The sequence below is a fragment of the Phenylobacterium sp. genome, assembly GCF_030693405.1.
In the GTDB taxonomy this organism is placed as follows: domain Bacteria; phylum Pseudomonadota; class Alphaproteobacteria; order Caulobacterales; family Caulobacteraceae; genus Phenylobacterium.
Map to the genome: position 1 here is coordinate 1 of NZ_JAUYAW010000070.1, position 15,574 is coordinate 15,574.

The 15,574-nt window shown below is 68.8% G+C and carries 15 protein-coding genes and 1 tRNA gene; 3 read left to right on the forward strand and 13 right to left on the reverse strand.

What is annotated here, in order from left to right; all coding sequences use genetic code 11:
• The 8 genes from Q8N19_RS14705 to Q8N19_RS14740 all read right to left on the reverse strand — a co-directional run.
• Positions 1–210: hypothetical protein (locus Q8N19_RS14705; protein ID WP_305591935.1), on the reverse strand; the 210-nt coding region annotated here is incomplete at its 3' end.
• A 36-nt stretch (positions 211–246) separates the two neighbouring features.
• Positions 247–3,396 (reverse strand): TonB-dependent receptor, encoded by a 3,150-nt coding sequence (locus tag Q8N19_RS14710; RefSeq protein ID WP_305591937.1) that lies wholly within the window; start codon positions 3,394–3,396, stop codon positions 247–249.
• Between the two features lie 147 nt (positions 3,397–3,543).
• Entirely contained in the window at positions 3,544–4,497 is a 954-nt protein-coding gene (locus Q8N19_RS14715) for a FecR domain-containing protein (protein WP_305591939.1), read from the reverse strand.
• Positions 4,463–5,050: an RNA polymerase sigma factor gene (locus Q8N19_RS14720; RefSeq protein WP_305591941.1), complete on the reverse strand. Its 588-nt coding sequence runs from the start codon at positions 5,048–5,050 to the stop codon at positions 4,463–4,465. The genes Q8N19_RS14715 and Q8N19_RS14720 overlap by 35 nt, the downstream gene beginning before the upstream one ends.
• A gap of 267 nt (positions 5,051–5,317) precedes the next feature.
• Positions 5,318–5,944, reverse strand: coding sequence for an ABC-type transport auxiliary lipoprotein family protein (locus Q8N19_RS14725; RefSeq protein WP_305591943.1), 627 nt, complete (start codon positions 5,942–5,944; stop codon positions 5,318–5,320).
• Positions 5,941–6,879: an MlaD family protein gene (locus tag Q8N19_RS14730; protein WP_305591945.1), complete on the reverse strand. Its 939-nt coding sequence runs from the start codon at positions 6,877–6,879 to the stop codon at positions 5,941–5,943. Before Q8N19_RS14730 ends, Q8N19_RS14725 begins: the two co-directional genes overlap by 4 nt.
• Before the next feature lie 2 nt (positions 6,880–6,881).
• Positions 6,882–7,703 (reverse strand): ABC transporter ATP-binding protein, encoded by an 822-nt coding sequence (locus tag Q8N19_RS14735; protein ID WP_305591947.1) that lies wholly within the window; start codon positions 7,701–7,703, stop codon positions 6,882–6,884.
• A complete protein-coding gene (locus Q8N19_RS14740; protein ID WP_371133869.1) occupies positions 7,700–8,836 on the reverse strand; it encodes an MlaE family lipid ABC transporter permease subunit in 1,137 nt (378 codons plus the stop codon). Before Q8N19_RS14740 ends, Q8N19_RS14735 begins: the two co-directional genes overlap by 4 nt.
• A gap of 245 nt (positions 8,837–9,081) precedes the next feature.
• Between Q8N19_RS14740 and Q8N19_RS14745 the strand changes: the two genes are divergently transcribed.
• Positions 9,082–9,444, forward strand: a complete 363-nt coding sequence (locus tag Q8N19_RS14745) for a hypothetical protein (RefSeq protein ID WP_305591949.1) — start codon at positions 9,082–9,084, stop codon at positions 9,442–9,444.
• Positions 9,445–9,540: 96 nt separating this feature from the next.
• Here Q8N19_RS14745 and Q8N19_RS14750 read toward each other — a convergent pair whose 3' ends face one another.
• The 3 genes from Q8N19_RS14750 to Q8N19_RS14760 form a co-directional block, all read right to left on the reverse strand.
• Positions 9,541–10,218: a superoxide dismutase gene (locus tag Q8N19_RS14750; RefSeq protein ID WP_305591961.1), complete on the reverse strand. Its 678-nt coding sequence runs from the start codon at positions 10,216–10,218 to the stop codon at positions 9,541–9,543.
• A 211-nt stretch (positions 10,219–10,429) separates the two neighbouring features.
• Positions 10,430–10,705: a DUF1294 domain-containing protein gene (locus Q8N19_RS14755; RefSeq protein WP_305591951.1), complete on the reverse strand. Its 276-nt coding sequence runs from the start codon at positions 10,703–10,705 to the stop codon at positions 10,430–10,432.
• Positions 10,706–10,771: 66 nt separating this feature from the next.
• A tRNA-Lys gene (locus Q8N19_RS14760) sits at positions 10,772–10,847 on the reverse strand.
• Positions 10,848–10,937: 90 nt separating this feature from the next.
• Here Q8N19_RS14760 and Q8N19_RS14765 point away from each other — a divergent pair.
• A complete protein-coding gene (locus Q8N19_RS14765; protein ID WP_305591953.1) occupies positions 10,938–11,291 on the forward strand; it encodes an Hpt domain-containing protein in 354 nt (117 codons plus the stop codon).
• A 3-nt stretch (positions 11,292–11,294) separates the two neighbouring features.
• Here the strand turns inward: Q8N19_RS14765 and Q8N19_RS14770 are convergent, their stop codons facing one another.
• The gene (locus Q8N19_RS14770; protein WP_305591955.1) at positions 11,295–11,507 is read right to left on the reverse strand and encodes a hypothetical protein; all 213 of its coding nucleotides are present in this window, start codon (positions 11,505–11,507) and stop codon (positions 11,295–11,297) included.
• 170 nt (positions 11,508–11,677) lie between these two features.
• On the opposite strand from Q8N19_RS14770, the gene Q8N19_RS14775 reads away from it, so the two are divergent.
• Entirely contained in the window at positions 11,678–12,235 is a 558-nt protein-coding gene (locus Q8N19_RS14775; protein ID WP_305591957.1) for a hypothetical protein, read from the forward strand.
• Here the strand turns inward: Q8N19_RS14775 and Q8N19_RS14780 are convergent.
• Positions 12,222–15,574, reverse strand: a 3,353-nt coding sequence (locus tag Q8N19_RS14780) for a DUF3320 domain-containing protein (RefSeq protein ID WP_305591958.1), incomplete at its 5' end; no start/stop codon positions are given. The genes Q8N19_RS14775 and Q8N19_RS14780 overlap by 14 nt on opposite strands.

The window sequence follows — 15,574 nt, forward strand, 5'->3', positions numbered from 1 at the left end:
GTCGTCGGTGAGGCCCCCATGGGAGACCGTGTCGATCCGCACGGTCTGGCCAGACGCAATGCGCAGTACCGGCGCCCGGGTGGCCGAGATGGACCCGCGCAGAACCGTTTCTGGAGTCGAGCGGAGATAGGCGTCGTGAGCGGCGGGTTGCGCCAGGACCGGTCCGGAGAGCGCGGCGACGGCGGCGGCGAGGATGGCGTGTCTGATCACGTGGCGGCGTCCTTTTGAGGTGATGGGGGGCGACATCTAGAAGCTCATCCGCACGCCGGCCTTGAAGGCGCGGCCGACCAGGTCGTAGGGCGAGCCGCCAAGGCTGATCGCCACGATCGGCGGGTCCTTGTCGAACAGGTTGTCGATGTTGAGATAGGCCTGGATCTGGCGACCCGGGCGGTCGACCACCTGGTAACGCAGGCTGGTGTTCCAGTAGACGGCCTCGGGCCAGACGTTCTTGTTGACGCTGTTGGAGGCGGCCGGGTTGTAGTTGGGGTCTTCGGGACCGACCAGATTGACGTTGTACTTGATGGTGCTGGTGTAGCGGACCATCAGGTTGGCGGTGAGCCTGCCCAGATTGTAGGTGGCCTGGCCGTTCCACGACCAGGTGGGCAGGGTGGCGCCGGCGTTGTCGGTGTCCTGCCTTCCGGCGATCGTCCGCAGGTCATCCACCCAGGTGCCCAGGGCCCGCAGGGTGAGGTCGCCGGGCAGGTCGAAATTCTCCAGCGGGGCCCGGTAGGCCATCTCGATATCCACCCCGTTAGTGCGCAGGGCGTTGAGGTTCAGCTGGGGCACATTGACCCGGGAGACGCCGATCGGGCTGCTGGGATCGAGCTCGACGAACCGGGCATAGGACTGGTCCCCGCCCACCAGCAGACGGTCGAGGATTTCCTGGACGCCAAGGGTGGCGATGACGTCGCGGATTTCGATGTCGTAGTAGTCGACCGAGGCGCGGAAGCCGGTGGCCCAATCCCAGGTCGGCTGGAACACCACGCCGACCGTGGTGGTGTCGGCGGTCTCTGGAACCAGTTGGTCATTGCCCACCGTGTTGCTCTTGGTGAAGCCGGACCGGCCAGTGACCCGGTTCACCACGTTGGGATTGCCCTCGGAGCCGGGATTGAACAGCTCGTTGATGTTGGGCGCGCGGATGTCCCGGGACCGTGTGAAGCGCAGACGCAGGGCGTCCACGGGCTCCCAGGTGGCGCCGACCTTCCAGGTGGTGACCGAGCCGGAGGTGGAATAGTTGGTCCGCCGCACCGCGCCGTTCAGGTCCAGGGCCTGGGCGAAGGGCAGGTCGCGCAGGACCGGCACGCCGCCTTCCAGATAGGCCTCCTTCACCTCGATCTCGCCGGTATAGGTGGGATAGTTCTGGTTCATCAGCGCGCCCCGCTTGCAGTCGGGGCACCCGTTCACATCAGCGGTGTCCTTGCGCCACTCAAAGCCAGTGGCGATGGCGACGGGGCCGGCCGGCAGGTCGAACAGTTCGCCGGCCAGGTTGGCCTGCACGGTGTACTGGCGCAGGTCGTTCATCTGCTGCGAGGCGGAGTTGAAGTAGGCCAGGGCGGCCTTGTTCTGCTCCACATTGGCGCCGAAGATGTTGTAGGGCACGCAACCGGGCGACAGGTTGGCGATCCATTTGGCCCGCTCTTCCGGCCGCTGGGCGTTGAAGTGGGGGTTGGTCTCCACCGGCCCGCAGGCGGGCTTGCCGTCGGGCCCGGTCACCACATAGGCGGCCTGGAAGAAGTCAGCCGTACGCGGCGTGCCGCTGAGGTTCGGGTTGAAGGTGGCCCGGCCCAGACCCAGGCCCACATCCCACTTCCAGTCGTCGAAGACCGTCCCGTCGATACCGAAGTCAGCCTGCAGGCTTTCCGTGCGGTTGCGCGAGCGGATCGAGCCCACATCATCCCGGCGGGTGGCGCTGTAGGGAATGCGATCCACCCCGGCCGCGCGCATGGCGGTGACCACCGAGGCCGGCAGGAAGGGGTTGGTGATCAGGACGGGGTAGTTGTTGTAGTTGGGAATCCGCGCCCCGAAGGACTGCCCATAGGTCAGCAGGTTGCCGTAGTGCAGCTGAGCGAAGGCGTTGATGTCCGGCGTCAGCTCATACTCTACCCGGGCAAGGGCGGCGCTGCGATCATAGGCCGGGCGCAGGCGCTGGTCGGGGTTCTCCCAGCTGTCCACCGTGCCGCCGATCATCTCGGTGTTCCCGATGATCGAGCCGTACCGATACTGGTAGATGCCGCCATCGGCGTTCCAGGCCGTGCCGCGCAGGGGGCCTGAGGGCACCAGGCCATTGGAATTGTAGGCCGAGGTGAAGACGTTGTTGGAGATGATCGTCGCCGGCAGACCAGCAGGACGGTTGGCCGGAAGCGACAGCACGCCGGGATAGCTTTCGCCCCATTCCCGGGAGTCCATCAGGCCCGTGCCATTGTTCAGAGTGAAGTCGCCCCCGATGATGAAGTGGCCCCGTCCGTCGGCGAAGGAGGCGCCCCAGGCGGTCGAGCCGTTGACCTCGACATTGTCCCCCTCCTGGGAGACGCCGTACTGGAGGTTGAGGTCGAGACCTTCCATGCGGTTGCGCAGGATGAAGTTGACCACACCGGCCACGGCGTCGGAGCCATAGGCGGCCGAGGCGCCGCCGGTGACGATTTCCACCCGCTCGATCAGGCTGGTGGGGATCAGGTTGGTGTCGAACAGACCCGTCTGCCCATCCGGTACGTGGCGACGGCCGTTCAGCAACACCAGGGTCCGCTGGCTACCCAGGCCGCGGAGATCGAGGTTGGCCTTGGACGCGTTCTGAGCGCCGGTCGAGTTCACGCTCGGGCCGCTGGAGCCTCGGAAACTGGGGATGTCGCGGACGATTTCGAACACGCTGGCGGCGGCGCGCTGGTCGATCTCGGCCGCGCCAACGGTGGTGACCGGGGTCGGCGCCTGGAAGCCGCTGACCTGCAGGCGGGAGCCGGTCACCAGCACTTCGCCCACCTCCACCTCCGCGGCGGCGGCCACCGGCATCGGCGCGGCCGGCGCCGTCGCCATCGGCGGGTTGGGCGCCTGCCAGGCGGTGCGGATCAGGGGCGTCGGGGCGGGGCCAAGGGTGATGGTGCGGCCATCATCGGCGACGATCACCAGATCTGTGCCGGCCAGCAGCCCCTTCAGGGCCTGGCGGACCGGCAGGTCCCCCTGGACGCCGCGGGTCTGTTTGTGGCGCACCTGGTCGGCGGCGACGAGGATCTGGACCCCGGCCTGCCGCGCGAACTCGGCGATGCCTGTCGAGGCCGGCTGCGGCGCGACCTGAAAAGGTTGAACCTGCGCCCAGACCGGCGCGGCGGTCAGCATGGCGCCGACGGCGCAGGCGCCGAAAAGGCTCCGCCGCAAGGCGGTCATCGTCTTGGTGTTGGTGCTCATCCTATCCCCCATGGCTCACACCGGCTCCATCCGGCGTCAGGGGGGAGGACGGGCCGGGGTCAGGGTTCCGGGGGCCTCGGGGCGGTGGCCGGCCACATCGGGGCCGATCGCTTGAAAATTAATCAGCCGTCGTGGTCTGCGGCGCGATCACGGGCGCCAGAGACGCAGGGTCTCGCCCTCACGGCGGACTTCCGCGTCCAGAAGCGTGGTCACGGACGCGACGAAGGACTCCGGATCGCCCGTGCGGAACAGGCCGACCAGGCGTTCGGCCCCGAGCTCGGGATCCTCAACGATGATCTTGAGCGTGTTGTACCGGTTAAACTCCGCCGCGGCCTCGGCGAGGGTTTCGCCGTCCAGCACCAACTCGCCCTGTCGCCAGGCCAGACTGCGGCGGATCGCGGCCGGGTCGGGGGTGACCACGAAGGGCTGGCCGCCATCAGCGATCGTCAGCCGGTGCCCGGCGGGCACCTCGGCGCGCTGGTCGCTGTCGGACCGGGACGCGGCGACCACCCCATCGGTGACCTGCAGATCCGTCCGTTCCCCCCGCTGCCGGACGCTGAAGGCGGTGCCCAGGGCCTCGAAGCGGGTCCCGCCGGCGCGGACGACGAAGGGGCGCTGCAGGTCGTGGGCGACGTCGAACCAGGCCTCGCCGCGGAGCACATCCACCTGCCGGCGGCGCGCGGTGAATTGGACCTTCAGGGCGCTGTCAGTGTTGAGGATCATCTGGGTGCCGTCAGCCAGGGGCGCGCGCCGGATTTCGCCCAGGCCGGTGGTGAACGCCTCTGTGCGGAGATTCAGCAGGACGGCCGCGCCGCCCATCGCCGCCGCCGCCCCGCCAATTCCCCAGGCCAGCAAGGCGCGCCGGGGTAGGGCTGGGGCCGCAGGCTCCGGCTGCAGGGCGTCGGAGGGCAGGGCGCGGGCCCGATCCACCAGGCTCAGGGCGGCCTGGGCGCGAAGAAACGCCCCCTGCCGACGGGGATCTCCCGCCAGCCACGCCGCCAGCTCCGCCTCGGTCCTGGGCTCGAGCTCCCGCGCATCGCTCCGCACGGCCCAGAGGGCCGCCTCGTCATCGATCTCTCTTGCGGGTTGAACCTCTGACATCAGGCTGTGGACGGCCGGCCGCCTCTTCTGCTCCATCGTCACCGGTGAGGGCGCTCAGGATCAGGCGCAATCCCCGCGCCGCCTGGGCCTCCACCACATTCTCGGTTACGCCGAGCCGCTGGGCGATCTCACGCTGGGACAGCCCCTCGACCCGGCGCATCATGAATATCGTCCTGCACCGATCAGGCAAAGCCTGGATGACAGCCTGGACCCGGCGAAGCTCCAGCCGGCCGGCCACCACCCGCTCGGCGGAGGGCGCATGATCTAAGACGTCCATCAGAGCCAATTCCGTCGTGTGGGCGAGCGACACCACACGGGCCTGCCGCAGACGATCGGTCACCACGCTGCGGGTGGTCTGGAACAGATAGGCCCTGCCGTTCTGGATGTGGTCGACCGAGGCCAGCGCCGCGATCCGGCAGTAGGCGTCCTGAACGATGTCGTCGATTTCGTCACGGCTCCATCCGGCGCGGCTCAGCCAGCGACGGACGTCGCCCTCATGAGGGAGGATCTGAGCGCCCACCCAGGCGACAAATTTTGCACGGGGTTCGGCCATGAAGGTGTCCCCTGGCGGCGCCAGGGGCGTCGACCATCACCTAAAACGGTCGGTGGCGCCTGTCGGCGGATCAAGGGACAGGTCGTCCCCGAAGAACCGCCAGCGGCCAAGCTGACCTGAACGCGTTCAGCCTGACCCCAAGTCGAACAGCCCTCTGCACGGTCTGCAGGCGGAGGGAGTCTGCGGCCGGTCGCCCGGCCCGATTGTGACGCTGCGCAGGCGCAGGCGAGGGTTGCGGGCGGGCTGTCCTGGAGTTGGCCGCCGCGCTTAGGCGGCCGGCGCGCCGTTGCGGTTGGACCAGTCCACCAGTTCGGCCAGCACCTGACTGACAGCCACGTCATAGGCCGAGACGATCTGACTGACCCGGTTATCGCCGGCGCGGATTTCGGCCTGAAAGATGTCTTCGGCGGCCAGCGTGCGGTCGTCGCGGGACACCAGGGTGGCGCGCACCCGCACCACCACCATCGGCGCAGCACCCTGGCCCCGGTCATAGACGGTCTCGAACTGGCGCACATCGAGGCGGAGGACGCTGGCGGCCTCTCGCACCTCGCCCCGGGTGACCAGGCGCGCGGGCCCTGTGTTGGCGTCAAACGCCCGGGCGACGGCCTCCTCGAACAGGACGCTGGCCGGCGCCACCCAGCGAGCGCTAGCCACATAGGCGGCTTCGGCCCCGGTCATGGTGAGGATCCGGTCGCCGCTGGCGGCCCGTGCGAAACCCGTGCTCGGGAGGATGAGGCCAAAGGACTCGGCGCTGCGCGGCGTCGGGGTGTCTTCGGTCATGCCAGCGCCAAAGCTGTAGAGCTGCGAGGGTTCGGTGTCCGGCAGCAGGGAGACGCAGGCCGACAGGGCCAGGGCCGCGGCGATGACGATCAGGGTCCGCAGAGGCGCGATCATGGCTGGATCTCCAGTTCCTTGGCGGGGCCCTTGCTCACCACGCCGCGGGGGTTGGCGCTGACCTCATTGGTGAGGCGCGAGAGGGACTCGGCGGCGTCCTGCAGGGTTTCGGCCGCGCGGGTCACCTGGGGCAGGCCATAGGTGGCGAAGTCGGCCGTGGGTCCCTCAAGAGAGGCCAACATGCGACGCAGGTCGGCGGCGGCGGCCTCGGTCTCAGCGGCGGCCTCGCTCAGGCTGGCCATGGCGGCGCGGCCGTCCGTGTCGACGATGTCCCTGGTGGAGGCGGCCAGGGCGCGGGCCTCCTCGGCGGCCTCGCCGATATTCTGCAGGGCGACCTGGGCGTCGGCGATGATCGCCTTGCGCTCGCGCAGCTCGGCGGTGACCGCCTGGGCGTCGGAGATCGCCGCCCCCAGGGTGAGAATGTTCTCGTCCGACAGGACGCGGTTGACCCGGTCCAGAGCCTCTACCGTGCGCGACAACACGGTGCCGCCGCCTTCCAGGAGGTCGGCCAGGGCGCTGCGCTGGCTCTGGATCACGGGGACCTTGCCCTCGGGAGAGGCTTCCTTCAGCAGCGGCCTGGTCGAGGTGCCGGCCGAAATCTGCACATAGTTCAGGCCGGTGATCCCCTGAGGCTCGAGGGTGGCGAAGGAGTCCACGCGGATCGGCACGTCGGAATTCACCCGCACCCGGGAGATCACCCGGCTGGGATTGGTCCGGTCCAGCGAGATGTCTGTGACCTCGCCGACCTTGATGCCGTTGAAGTGCACCTCGCCGCCCTGGGTCAGGCCACGCACCGGACCCTGGAACAGAATGTCGTAGACATCATAGTCCCGGGCGAAGGCCACCCGCGCCAGCCAGATGCTGAAGATGACCAGACCGACAAACAGGATCAAGGTCGAGAGCCCCACCAGGGCGTAGTTGGCGTTCTTTTCCATGGTCAGGCCCGGCTCCCCTGGGCGGTGGCTTTCGCCGCGGCGCGGCCCCTGGGGCCGAGGAAGTACTCCTGGATCCAGGGATGGTCAGAGGATTCCAGCTCGGCGACCGGCGCTTCGGCGACGACCTTCTTGTCGGCGATCACCGCCACGCGGTCGGTGATCGTATAGAGGCTGTCGAGGTCGTGGGTGATCATGAACACCGTAAGGTGGAGGCTGTCGGAGAGGTCGCGGATCAGTTCGTCAAAGGCGCCCGCGCCGATGGGGTCAAGGCCCGCCGTGGGTTCATCGAGGAACAGCAGGTCGGGGTCGAGGGCGAGCGCTCGGGCCAGCGCCGCGCGTTTGCGCATGCCGCCAGAAAGTTCCGCAGGTTTCAGCGCCCCGGCGTCAGGCCGCAGACCCACAAGGGCGATCTTCAGGTCCGCCAGCTCTTCCATCTCCTTGACCGAAAGCTTCGTGTGTTCGCGCATGGGCGCCTCGATATTTTCCCGCACGGTCAGATTGGAGAACAGCGCGCCGTGCTGAAACAGAACGCCCCAACGGCGCTCCAGTCCCCCAGTCTCGCGGCCACGGCTCACGTCCTGGCCGAAGACCTTCACCGTGCCGCCCTCGGGGACCTTCAGACCGATGATGGAGTTCAGCAGGACCGACTTGCCCGAGCCGGACCCCCCCACCACCGCCACGACCTCGCCGCGTCGGACATTCAGGTTGAGGTCCTCATGGACCACATGGTCGCCGAACTGCGAGCGCAGACCTTCGACCTCGATCACGAAGTCGTCGCCCTCTGCGTCGTCCGGGGCGTCGGGAAGGGGGCCGAGGTCGGTCAAATGTCCAGCTCCATATAGAGCAGGGCGAAGGCCGCATCGATCATGATAATGGCGAAGATGGCGTGGACCACCGCCGCCGTCACCCGCCGTCCCAGGGACTCCACGTCGCCGCCAACCTCCATCCCCTGACGGCAGCCAATGCCGGCGATGACGATGGCCATGATCGGGGCCTTGGAAAGGCCGACCCAGAAGTGGGTGGGGCCGACATATTCCAGGATCCGCTGGAAGAAGAAGCTCGGCCCGATGTCCAGCACGCTCCAGGTCACCGCCAAGCCGCCGCACAGGCCGGCGAGGGTGGCCACAAAGGTCAGCAGGGGAATGGTCACCAGCAGGGCCATGAAACGGGGGAAGACGAGCGCCTCGAAGGGATCGACGCCCATGACCTTCATGGCGTCTACCTCCTGGTTCATCTTCATCGAGCCGATCTCGGCGGCGAAGGATGAGGCCGATCGGCCGGCTAGCAGGATGGCGGTGATCAGGATGTTGAACTCCCGCAGCACCGCCACGCCGATCAGTTCAACGGCGAACACCTGGGCGCCGAACTCCCGCAGCATGTTGGCGCCCAGCAGGCCCACGACCGCGCCGATGAAGAACGAGGTCACAGCCACGATGGGGATGGCGTCCAGGCCGGCCCGCTCGGCCAGCGAGAAGACCGAGGCCCAGCGGATGCGCATGGGATTGACCACGCTCTTGGCCAGCACGATCAGCAGGTGGCCCGCGAAGACCAGGGTGTCGAAGGCGTCGTAGCCGGTGCCGACCACCCCCTTGCCGATCCGCACGGTCATCTCGTGCCAGCCGCGGGGCTCGCGCTTCGGGGCCTCCCGCTTGGCGGCCGCCTCAGCCACCAGTTCGATCAGACGCTGGCTTTCGGGACGGGCCTCGACCTTGGCCGGATCCAGCGCCCCGCCGGCGGCGCGGATCAGGGCGAAGGCGCCGGCCGTGTCCAGCTTGCCGACCTCGGTGAGATCAAAGCGCTGCGCCGGGGCGTCCCGCAGGGCCGCGCTGAGGCGGCGGCCTTCACGGTCCAGGGCGTTCAGCGTCCAGTCTCCGGTCAGGCGGACCGTTCGCGAATCCCCGTCGCCGACGAGCTCAAAGGCTGCGGGCTGGTCGCCATTGGGGGAAACCTTGGAAATGGTGCGGCTCCAAACTCAGGGCGGATTCGAATGACGCCGCCTCGCCGAAATCCTAGCAGAGCCCGGGGTCTGGTCGGAACGTCTTATGGCGCCGGTTGTTCCCCCAGGGCCAAACCGGTGGAAAATCCCAAGCTTGGCCGCCGATGATGTCTCGCTTTCGCCCGAATTGACCGTGTAGAGAGGGGCGTCGGCGGCCCCCCTGCCGACATATCTGCAAATGCGTATTCAAGGCTGGGAGCGTTGCGTTGGCCCGCCAACTCGATTTCGCCGGAAAGTCCGGCGCTACTTATCGTTATACCGCCCTGGAGGATGACCGCATCCCGCCGACCGCGGGGGCGAACTATGTCATCGCCGAAACCGGCCCAGGGGCCGAGACGCGGCTCCTCTACGCCGGGGAGACCGAGAACGTCATGGCCGATGATCTGAGCGGCCGCCTGGACGATGTGCGCCAGCGCTGGCCCGGTGCTGAACTGCTGCTTCGGCTGAACGTGCGGCGCGCGGTCAGGGTGGCCGAGCGCGAAGATCTGGTGGCCGCCTATCTGCCGCCGCTCAATGATCCGCCGGAAGTCCATCCTGCGGCGGACCACGACGCCACGCTCAACCCCTGACCCCTCGCGGCGGGCGCCTACCCGCTGGACCTCCCGCTATCTGGGGACGCGCCCGGCCTGCGCGCCGAAGGGGCGCGAGCCGGGCGCACCTCCGCCCTATTGTCGGGCGGCGTCGAACAGGCGGTTGGCTTCATTCCAGTTGAGCACGCTCCACCAGGCGCTGAGATAGCCCCCGCGGTTGTTCTGGTGCTTGAGGTAGTAGGCATGTTCCCACACATCGTTGGCGATGACCGGCGCGCCCTTCACCGGGGCGTCGTCCATCAGCGGGTTGTCCTGGTTCGGGGTCGAGGCGACGGCCAGCTTGTCGCCGTCCCACACCAGCCAGGCCCAGCCTGAGCCGAAGCGCTGGGCGCCGGCGGCCTCGAAGGCCTTCTTGAAGGCTTCCATCGACCCGAAGTCCTTGTCGATCTGCGCCTTCAGCGCTGCAGACGGCTCGCCGACCTGATCGGCGGGCGCCATCAGCGTCCAGAACAGGGTGTGGTTGTAGTGGCCGCCGGCATTGTTGCGGACCGCGGCCGGGTGCTTCGAAACCTCGCCGAGGATCGCCTCCAGGGACTTGCCGGCCAGGGCCGGGGTCTGGGCGACCGCGGTGTTGAGGTTGTTCACATAACCCTGGTGATGGCGGCCGTGGTGGATCTGCATGGTCTGGGCGTCGATCACCGGCTCCAGCCCCTCATAACCATAGGGCAGGGGAGCGAGTTCGAAGGCGGCCGCCGGCGCAGCGGCGGCCTGGGGCGTGGCCGACTGGGCCTGGACCATGGCGGGGGCGGCCATCAGGCAGGTGGCGAAAAGGGCGAGGCGAAGCGCGGGCGCAGACATGTCAGATCATCCTTGAGTTCGTACGGACGCAGGGGAGGCGAGCATAGCCTTGCGATAAAGGCGCCGACAGTCCGCGGCGCTCGCCTTGAGGCCAACGCCCGGCAGGCTGAAGCGTTGCCATCCCGCTTGAGGCCATAGCCCAGCCCGCCCCCGCGGCCTTACAGGTTCACTCCTGAAACCGGGCCAGCACCAGGACGAGGCCGACCGCCTGTGCGCCGATAATCCAGGCCAGCCTCGCCCCGAACGGCTGCTTGCGCGTCTTGTGACGCAGGACCTGCTGGGCGGCCACAGCGCCGGCGGAGCCGCCCAGGACGGCCATCAACAGAAGGGTGCGTTCGGGGATCCGGCGGCCTCCGGTCCTTGCCTGATGCTTGTCGATGGCGAACAGGGCGAAGGTCGCCGCATTGATCGCGACGAGGCTGAGGACGACGAGCGGCCACATGCACAATGCTCCGAAGGCCCCCGACACCCATGGGGACCGGCCACCTTCAGTTTTCGAGGGAAAACTTGGTGGGTGCAGTAGGATTCGAACCTACGACCCGCTGATTAAGAGTCAGCTGCTCTACCAACTGAGCTATGCACCCATCGCGTCGGACCCCTTTGGCGGGGGTCCCGGCGAGGGCGCGGAACATAGCCGGATTTCTCGGCTTGGCAAGCGAGGGGCGAAGAGAATTATGGCCAGGCGTGATCTGACCGGGGCGGTGGACTTCGGCTATCTGGAATCCTACGCCGCCGGCGACCTGGAGGTGGTGCAGGAGGTGCTGGAGCTGTTTCGCCAGCAGGCGGCGCTGTGGGCGCCTCTGATCGCCCCTGGCCAGGAGGGCTGGCCGGACGCGGTCCATACCATCAAGGGGACGGCCCGGGGGATCGGCGCCGGCGCCTTGGCTGCGGCCTGCGAGGCCGCCGAGGTCCACGGGGAGGGACGCCTGCCGGCGGTGCGCGACGCCCTGGATGCGGCGCTGTCCGACGTGGCCGCCTATGTCCATGAGCTGATGCTGCGCTCCCTGAAAGCCCCGCCTGGCCGTTGAGCGTCAGTGAGCCCTGCCGCCGCCCTCGTCAGGCTCGGCCTCGCCAGCGGCGGTGGGATCTTCAGGCTCTGGCGCTTCGGGAGGCCCCTCGGCGCCATACTGGGCCAGGACTCCGTGCAGGCCGAGCAGGGCGTCCTGGGTGACCACCGCATGCAGCCAGACCTCGTAGCGCCCGTCGCTCAGGGGCCGGTAGTTCAGCTCTGGGGGCTTGCTCATGGGGCTATCCGAATCGACTGAAACACTGGCCAGCAGCCTAACCCATGGGCGGGGCCGCCGAGAGCCGCCGCCGATCCCCTCGGGCCGGTGTGGTTGGACGGCGGGCGTTGGCGCCCCTAGGGTCATCATCGGGGCCGCAAGGCGCTTTTCTGTAGCTGGAGACGCCGACCATGAGATTCGCCCTGACCCTGGCCGCCGCCGCGTGGCTGACCGCTGCGCCTGCCGCCCTGGCGCAAAGCCCGGCCGGCGAGTTTTTCACGGCCCTGCGACAGGTCTGCGGCCAGAGCTTCAAGGGCCAGGTGGCCGCTGGCAACGAGACCGATGCCGCGTTCCGCGAGGCCGAGCTCGTCATGACCGTCGCCAGCTGCAGCGACACTGAGATCCGCGTTCCCTTCCATGTGGGGGAGGACCGGTCGCGGACCTGGGTGATCACCCGCCTCGGCGAGGACCGGCTGCGGCTCAAGCACGACCACCGCCACGTCGATGGGACCGAGGACGAAATCTCGCAGTACGGCGGCGACAGCCTTGATCCCGGAACCGCTGGCCGCCAGAGCTTCCCCGTGGACGCCTATTCCATCGCGCTGTTCACCCGTACCGACCGGACGGTGTCCAACACCAATGTCTGGTCCCTGGAGCTGTCGCCCCAGACCTTCACCTATGAGCTGGCCCGGCCCGGCCGCCTGTTCCGTGTGGCGTTCGACCTGACCCAGCCGCTTAGCCCGCCCTAACGCCAAGCGCAGGCGGGGCGAACCGCAGACGGTTCAGGTGGTCGATCTCGAGGTCAGCCCGGAGCCGCGCCTCGATCGCCGCGGAAATCGCCGCCGAAAGCTCGGGGGTCAGGCGCGAGAAGCCGAGCGCCCGCGCGGTCTCCGAGACCAACTCTGGGGCCTCCAGGGCCTGGTTCTGCCGAAGGACGAGCTCAGCGGCCGCCGCCAGTTCGCCGGGCGCGATCATGGCGGCCTTGCGGACATGGTCCCCCGAGGCGAGCGCCGAGCGGGTTCTTGGCAGGACCTCGCCTGAGTCCTGACCCAGCCAGAAGGGTCCGTCGGACTGGACCTCCCCGCGGGCCTCGGCGGCGCGAAGCCCGGCGACGGCCGCCTCCTGCACCCGGCTGCCGGCCCGTTGCAGCCCGCAGGTTGTGGCCAGCCTTCGGGCGACTTCCTCCTCGTGGACGGGCTGCTCGATACGGACGATCTCGCTGATGATCACCGCCAGCTGCTCGGCGCTCATGCGGTGAGGCTCGACTCCCTGGGGCGCCTCAGGCGCGGCGAACCGGTAGGGGGGCAGGCCGGCGGGCGACGGGTCTGCGGACGAGGTGATGTCGGGCGCGGCGTCGCCAGCGACTGGGCGCTCATCACGTTCAACGGCCAGGAGGTCGACCTCTTCAACCGGCGCTACAGGCGCGGGCCGGCCGGCGGCGGCCGCGTCCAGGGCCTGGCGCAGCTTCTCGATCTCGTGATCGCGGCGATAGAACCAGTCGGTCGACCAGATCCGATGCATCCGCCAACCGCGGGCCTCCAGGATCTGCTGGCGCAGGCGGTCGCGATCCCGGGCGTAGCGTGAGGCGTGGTAGGCCGCCCCGTCGCACTCGATCCTCAGGATGTAGCGGTCAGGGTATGCGGGATCGATGACGCCCAGGTCGATGAAGAAGCCGGCCATCCCCACCTGCGGGTGGCACTCATAGCCAAGGTCGCGCACCGCCAGGCTGACGGCGTGCTCGAAGTCGCTGTCGAAGCCCCTTGCCGACGGGGTGATGAGATCGCTGTAGCCGTGGCGGGCCAGGGTCAGGAACTCCTTGAGCGCCACCACCCCGGGCCTCGCGCCTGCGTCCAGCTTGATGTCGTCAGGCTCCAGGGAGGAGAAGACCTCGCAGCGCTTCCGCGCCCGGGTGATCAGCACGTTCAGACGCCGCTCTCCGCCCTCGCGCCCGACCGGCCCGAAGTTCTGGGTCAGCCGCCCGTCGCGGTCCTTGCCATAGCCAACCGAGATGAAGATCACGTCGCGCTCATCGCCCTGGATATTCTCCAGGTTCTTCACGAAAAGCGGCGCCCGGGTCGCTGTGCCCTTGATGAAGGCGTCCAGTTCCGGGTGCTTGAGGGCTAGGTCATCGATGCGGTCCCGAACACAGTCGCGCTGGGCCACCGAGAACGTCCCGACGCCCAGGGAAAGGTCGGTCCGGTCCCGAGAGTGGCGCAGGACGGCCTGGGCGACGGCCTCGGCTTCAATCTCGTTGCGCGCGGTGCGGCCGCGCTCATAGCCGCCGGGCGTAACGGCGTGAAAGACGAGACCGGTCTCGCCATCGCTGGCCCGCGCCACCACCGAGGGCGGCATCATCAGCTGGTTGCAATAGAAGTTGCGGTTGGAGGTGGCGATCAGGGCGGGATGTTCGCTGCGGTAATGCCAGCGCAGCATCCGCTCGGGGAAACGTGAGCAGAGGTTCAGGATGCTCTCTACGTCCTTGACCGTCGCCTTGCGGACGCTGGAGGTGTCAGAGGCTACCTCGTCCTCGTCGTCGTCGGGGCCGTCGTCATTGACCATACGGTTGAAGAAGCTGGTCGGCGGAAGCTGACGGTCATCGCCCACCACGACAACCTGACGACACCGGGCGATGGCGCCCAGGGCGTCCTCCGGCCTGACCTGACTGGCCTCATCGATCACCAGCAGGTCAAACTGCACGACGCCGGGCTTCAGGTACTGGGCGATCGACAGGGGGCTCATCAGGAAGACTGGCGTGAACCGAAGGATGGCCTCCCCGGCCTGCTCCATGAGCTGTCGAACAGGTTTCAGGCGGCGGGACTTGTTCATCTCGTCCACCAGCACCCCGACGGCGCCGGCGCTGCCTGTCGGGCGACGCACCATATGGATCTGGGCGACTTCCCGGGCGAGGGACCGGATCCGCGCCCGGTCGGCTCCGCGAAAACGCCGGACAGCCGGATCGAGGTCATCCCCCTGGGCCTGCCCCAGGGTGGGGTCGGCCGCGAGCATGGTTTTCCACATCGCCTCATACGCCGCCAGCATCAACACCGGCGCGGTCTGGGCGGGCGCGATGTCGCCGTCGAAGACCTGCCGGGCGAACTCGCCGGCGCCGGACTGGGTCAGCCAGGCCAGGTCTTCCCGGATCGGCGGCCACTGGACGATGTCGGCTAGCCGGCCGCGCCAGCGCTGGACGTTGTGGTCCAGGTCGGCGGCGCTCAGCTCGCCACGTGGGCGGCCATCGAAGGCCACCGCCTCATCCAGACTGAGCCGGGCGGCCAGATCGTCGAACGCGCCGAGCGCCGCGACCTGGGCGTCCTCCAGCGCGCTGGCCTGGATCGCAGCGCTTGGCGCGCGGCCCAGCACCTCGCGGGCGACCAGGCTGATCCGGGGCTGGTGTCGCGCAGCGGCCTGCAGCCAAGCGGCGAGATCGGCGGCGAAGACCCAGTCGGTGGCCTCGCCGCGCCAGCGATCGGCGAGCCAGGGCCGCAGGCGCGCCTGAGCCTCGTCCACGGCCCGGGCGAGGGCCTGGGCGGTCATGAGGTCATCGAGGGCCGCGATGCGCGCGGCCTGCTTAGGCAGCTTCCCAATCCAGACGCCTCGAAGATCGGCCACCGCCGCGCGGTAACGCCCAGAGAAGATGCGGAGGAGGGAGCCGCCTTCGCCCGCCAGAATACGACGGCAGGTCGCCCAGTCCTCCCGCCAGGCCTCGGGCCTGATCAGCGGCTCCAGGCGCGCCCGCAGGGCCTGCAGACGCACCGCCGCGCCCGCAGTCTCGGCGAGGACATCGGCGAGGCCTACCGCCAGGGGATGGGCGATGGCGCCGATCGCCGCCTCCTGGCGCTGAGCCAGATGGCGCAGGGCTGAAATCCAGTCCGGCGTCTCGGCCAGGCTCGGCGCCTCGCCGACGCCGAGCAGGTCGCCAGCGGCGCGACCCGCCGCAGACAGGACGGCCAGGCGTTGGCTCACCTCGTCGAGCAGGGGGCCGAGGCGCGCCTGCTCAAGCGCATCGGGGGCGGCCAGACCGGCGCCGCGCCAGGGGTGTGCGGCGGGGGTTCCGGCCTGCGCCAGCCGCTCCCCGAGACGTTCCGCCC

Coding starts and splice junctions, on each gene's coding strand:
- Q8N19_RS14710 (WP_305591937.1), bottom strand. CDS start 3,396: ATGAGCACCAACACCAAGACGATGACCGCCTTGCGGCGGAGCCTTTTC.
- Q8N19_RS14715 (WP_305591939.1), bottom strand. CDS start 4,497: ATGTCAGAGGTTCAACCCGCAAGAGAGATCGATGACGAGGCGGCCCTC.
- Q8N19_RS14720 (WP_305591941.1), bottom strand. CDS start 5,050: ATGGCCGAACCCCGTGCAAAATTTGTCGCCTGGGTGGGCGCTCAGATC.
- Q8N19_RS14725 (WP_305591943.1), bottom strand. CDS start 5,944: ATGATCGCGCCTCTGCGGACCCTGATCGTCATCGCCGCGGCCCTGGCC.
- Q8N19_RS14730 (WP_305591945.1), bottom strand. CDS start 6,879: ATGGAAAAGAACGCCAACTACGCCCTGGTGGGGCTCTCGACCTTGATC.
- Q8N19_RS14750 (WP_305591961.1), bottom strand. CDS start 10,218: ATGGCCGCCCCCGCCATGGTCCAGGCCCAGTCGGCCACGCCCCAGGCC.
- Q8N19_RS14755 (WP_305591951.1), bottom strand. CDS start 10,705: ATGTGGCCGCTCGTCGTCCTCAGCCTCGTCGCGATCAATGCGGCGACC.
- Q8N19_RS14765 (WP_305591953.1), top strand. CDS start 10,938: ATGGCCAGGCGTGATCTGACCGGGGCGGTGGACTTCGGCTATCTGGAA.
- Q8N19_RS14770 (WP_305591955.1), bottom strand. CDS start 11,507: ATGAGCAAGCCCCCAGAGCTGAACTACCGGCCCCTGAGCGACGGGCGC.
- Q8N19_RS14775 (WP_305591957.1), top strand. CDS start 11,678: ATGAGATTCGCCCTGACCCTGGCCGCCGCCGCGTGGCTGACCGCTGCG.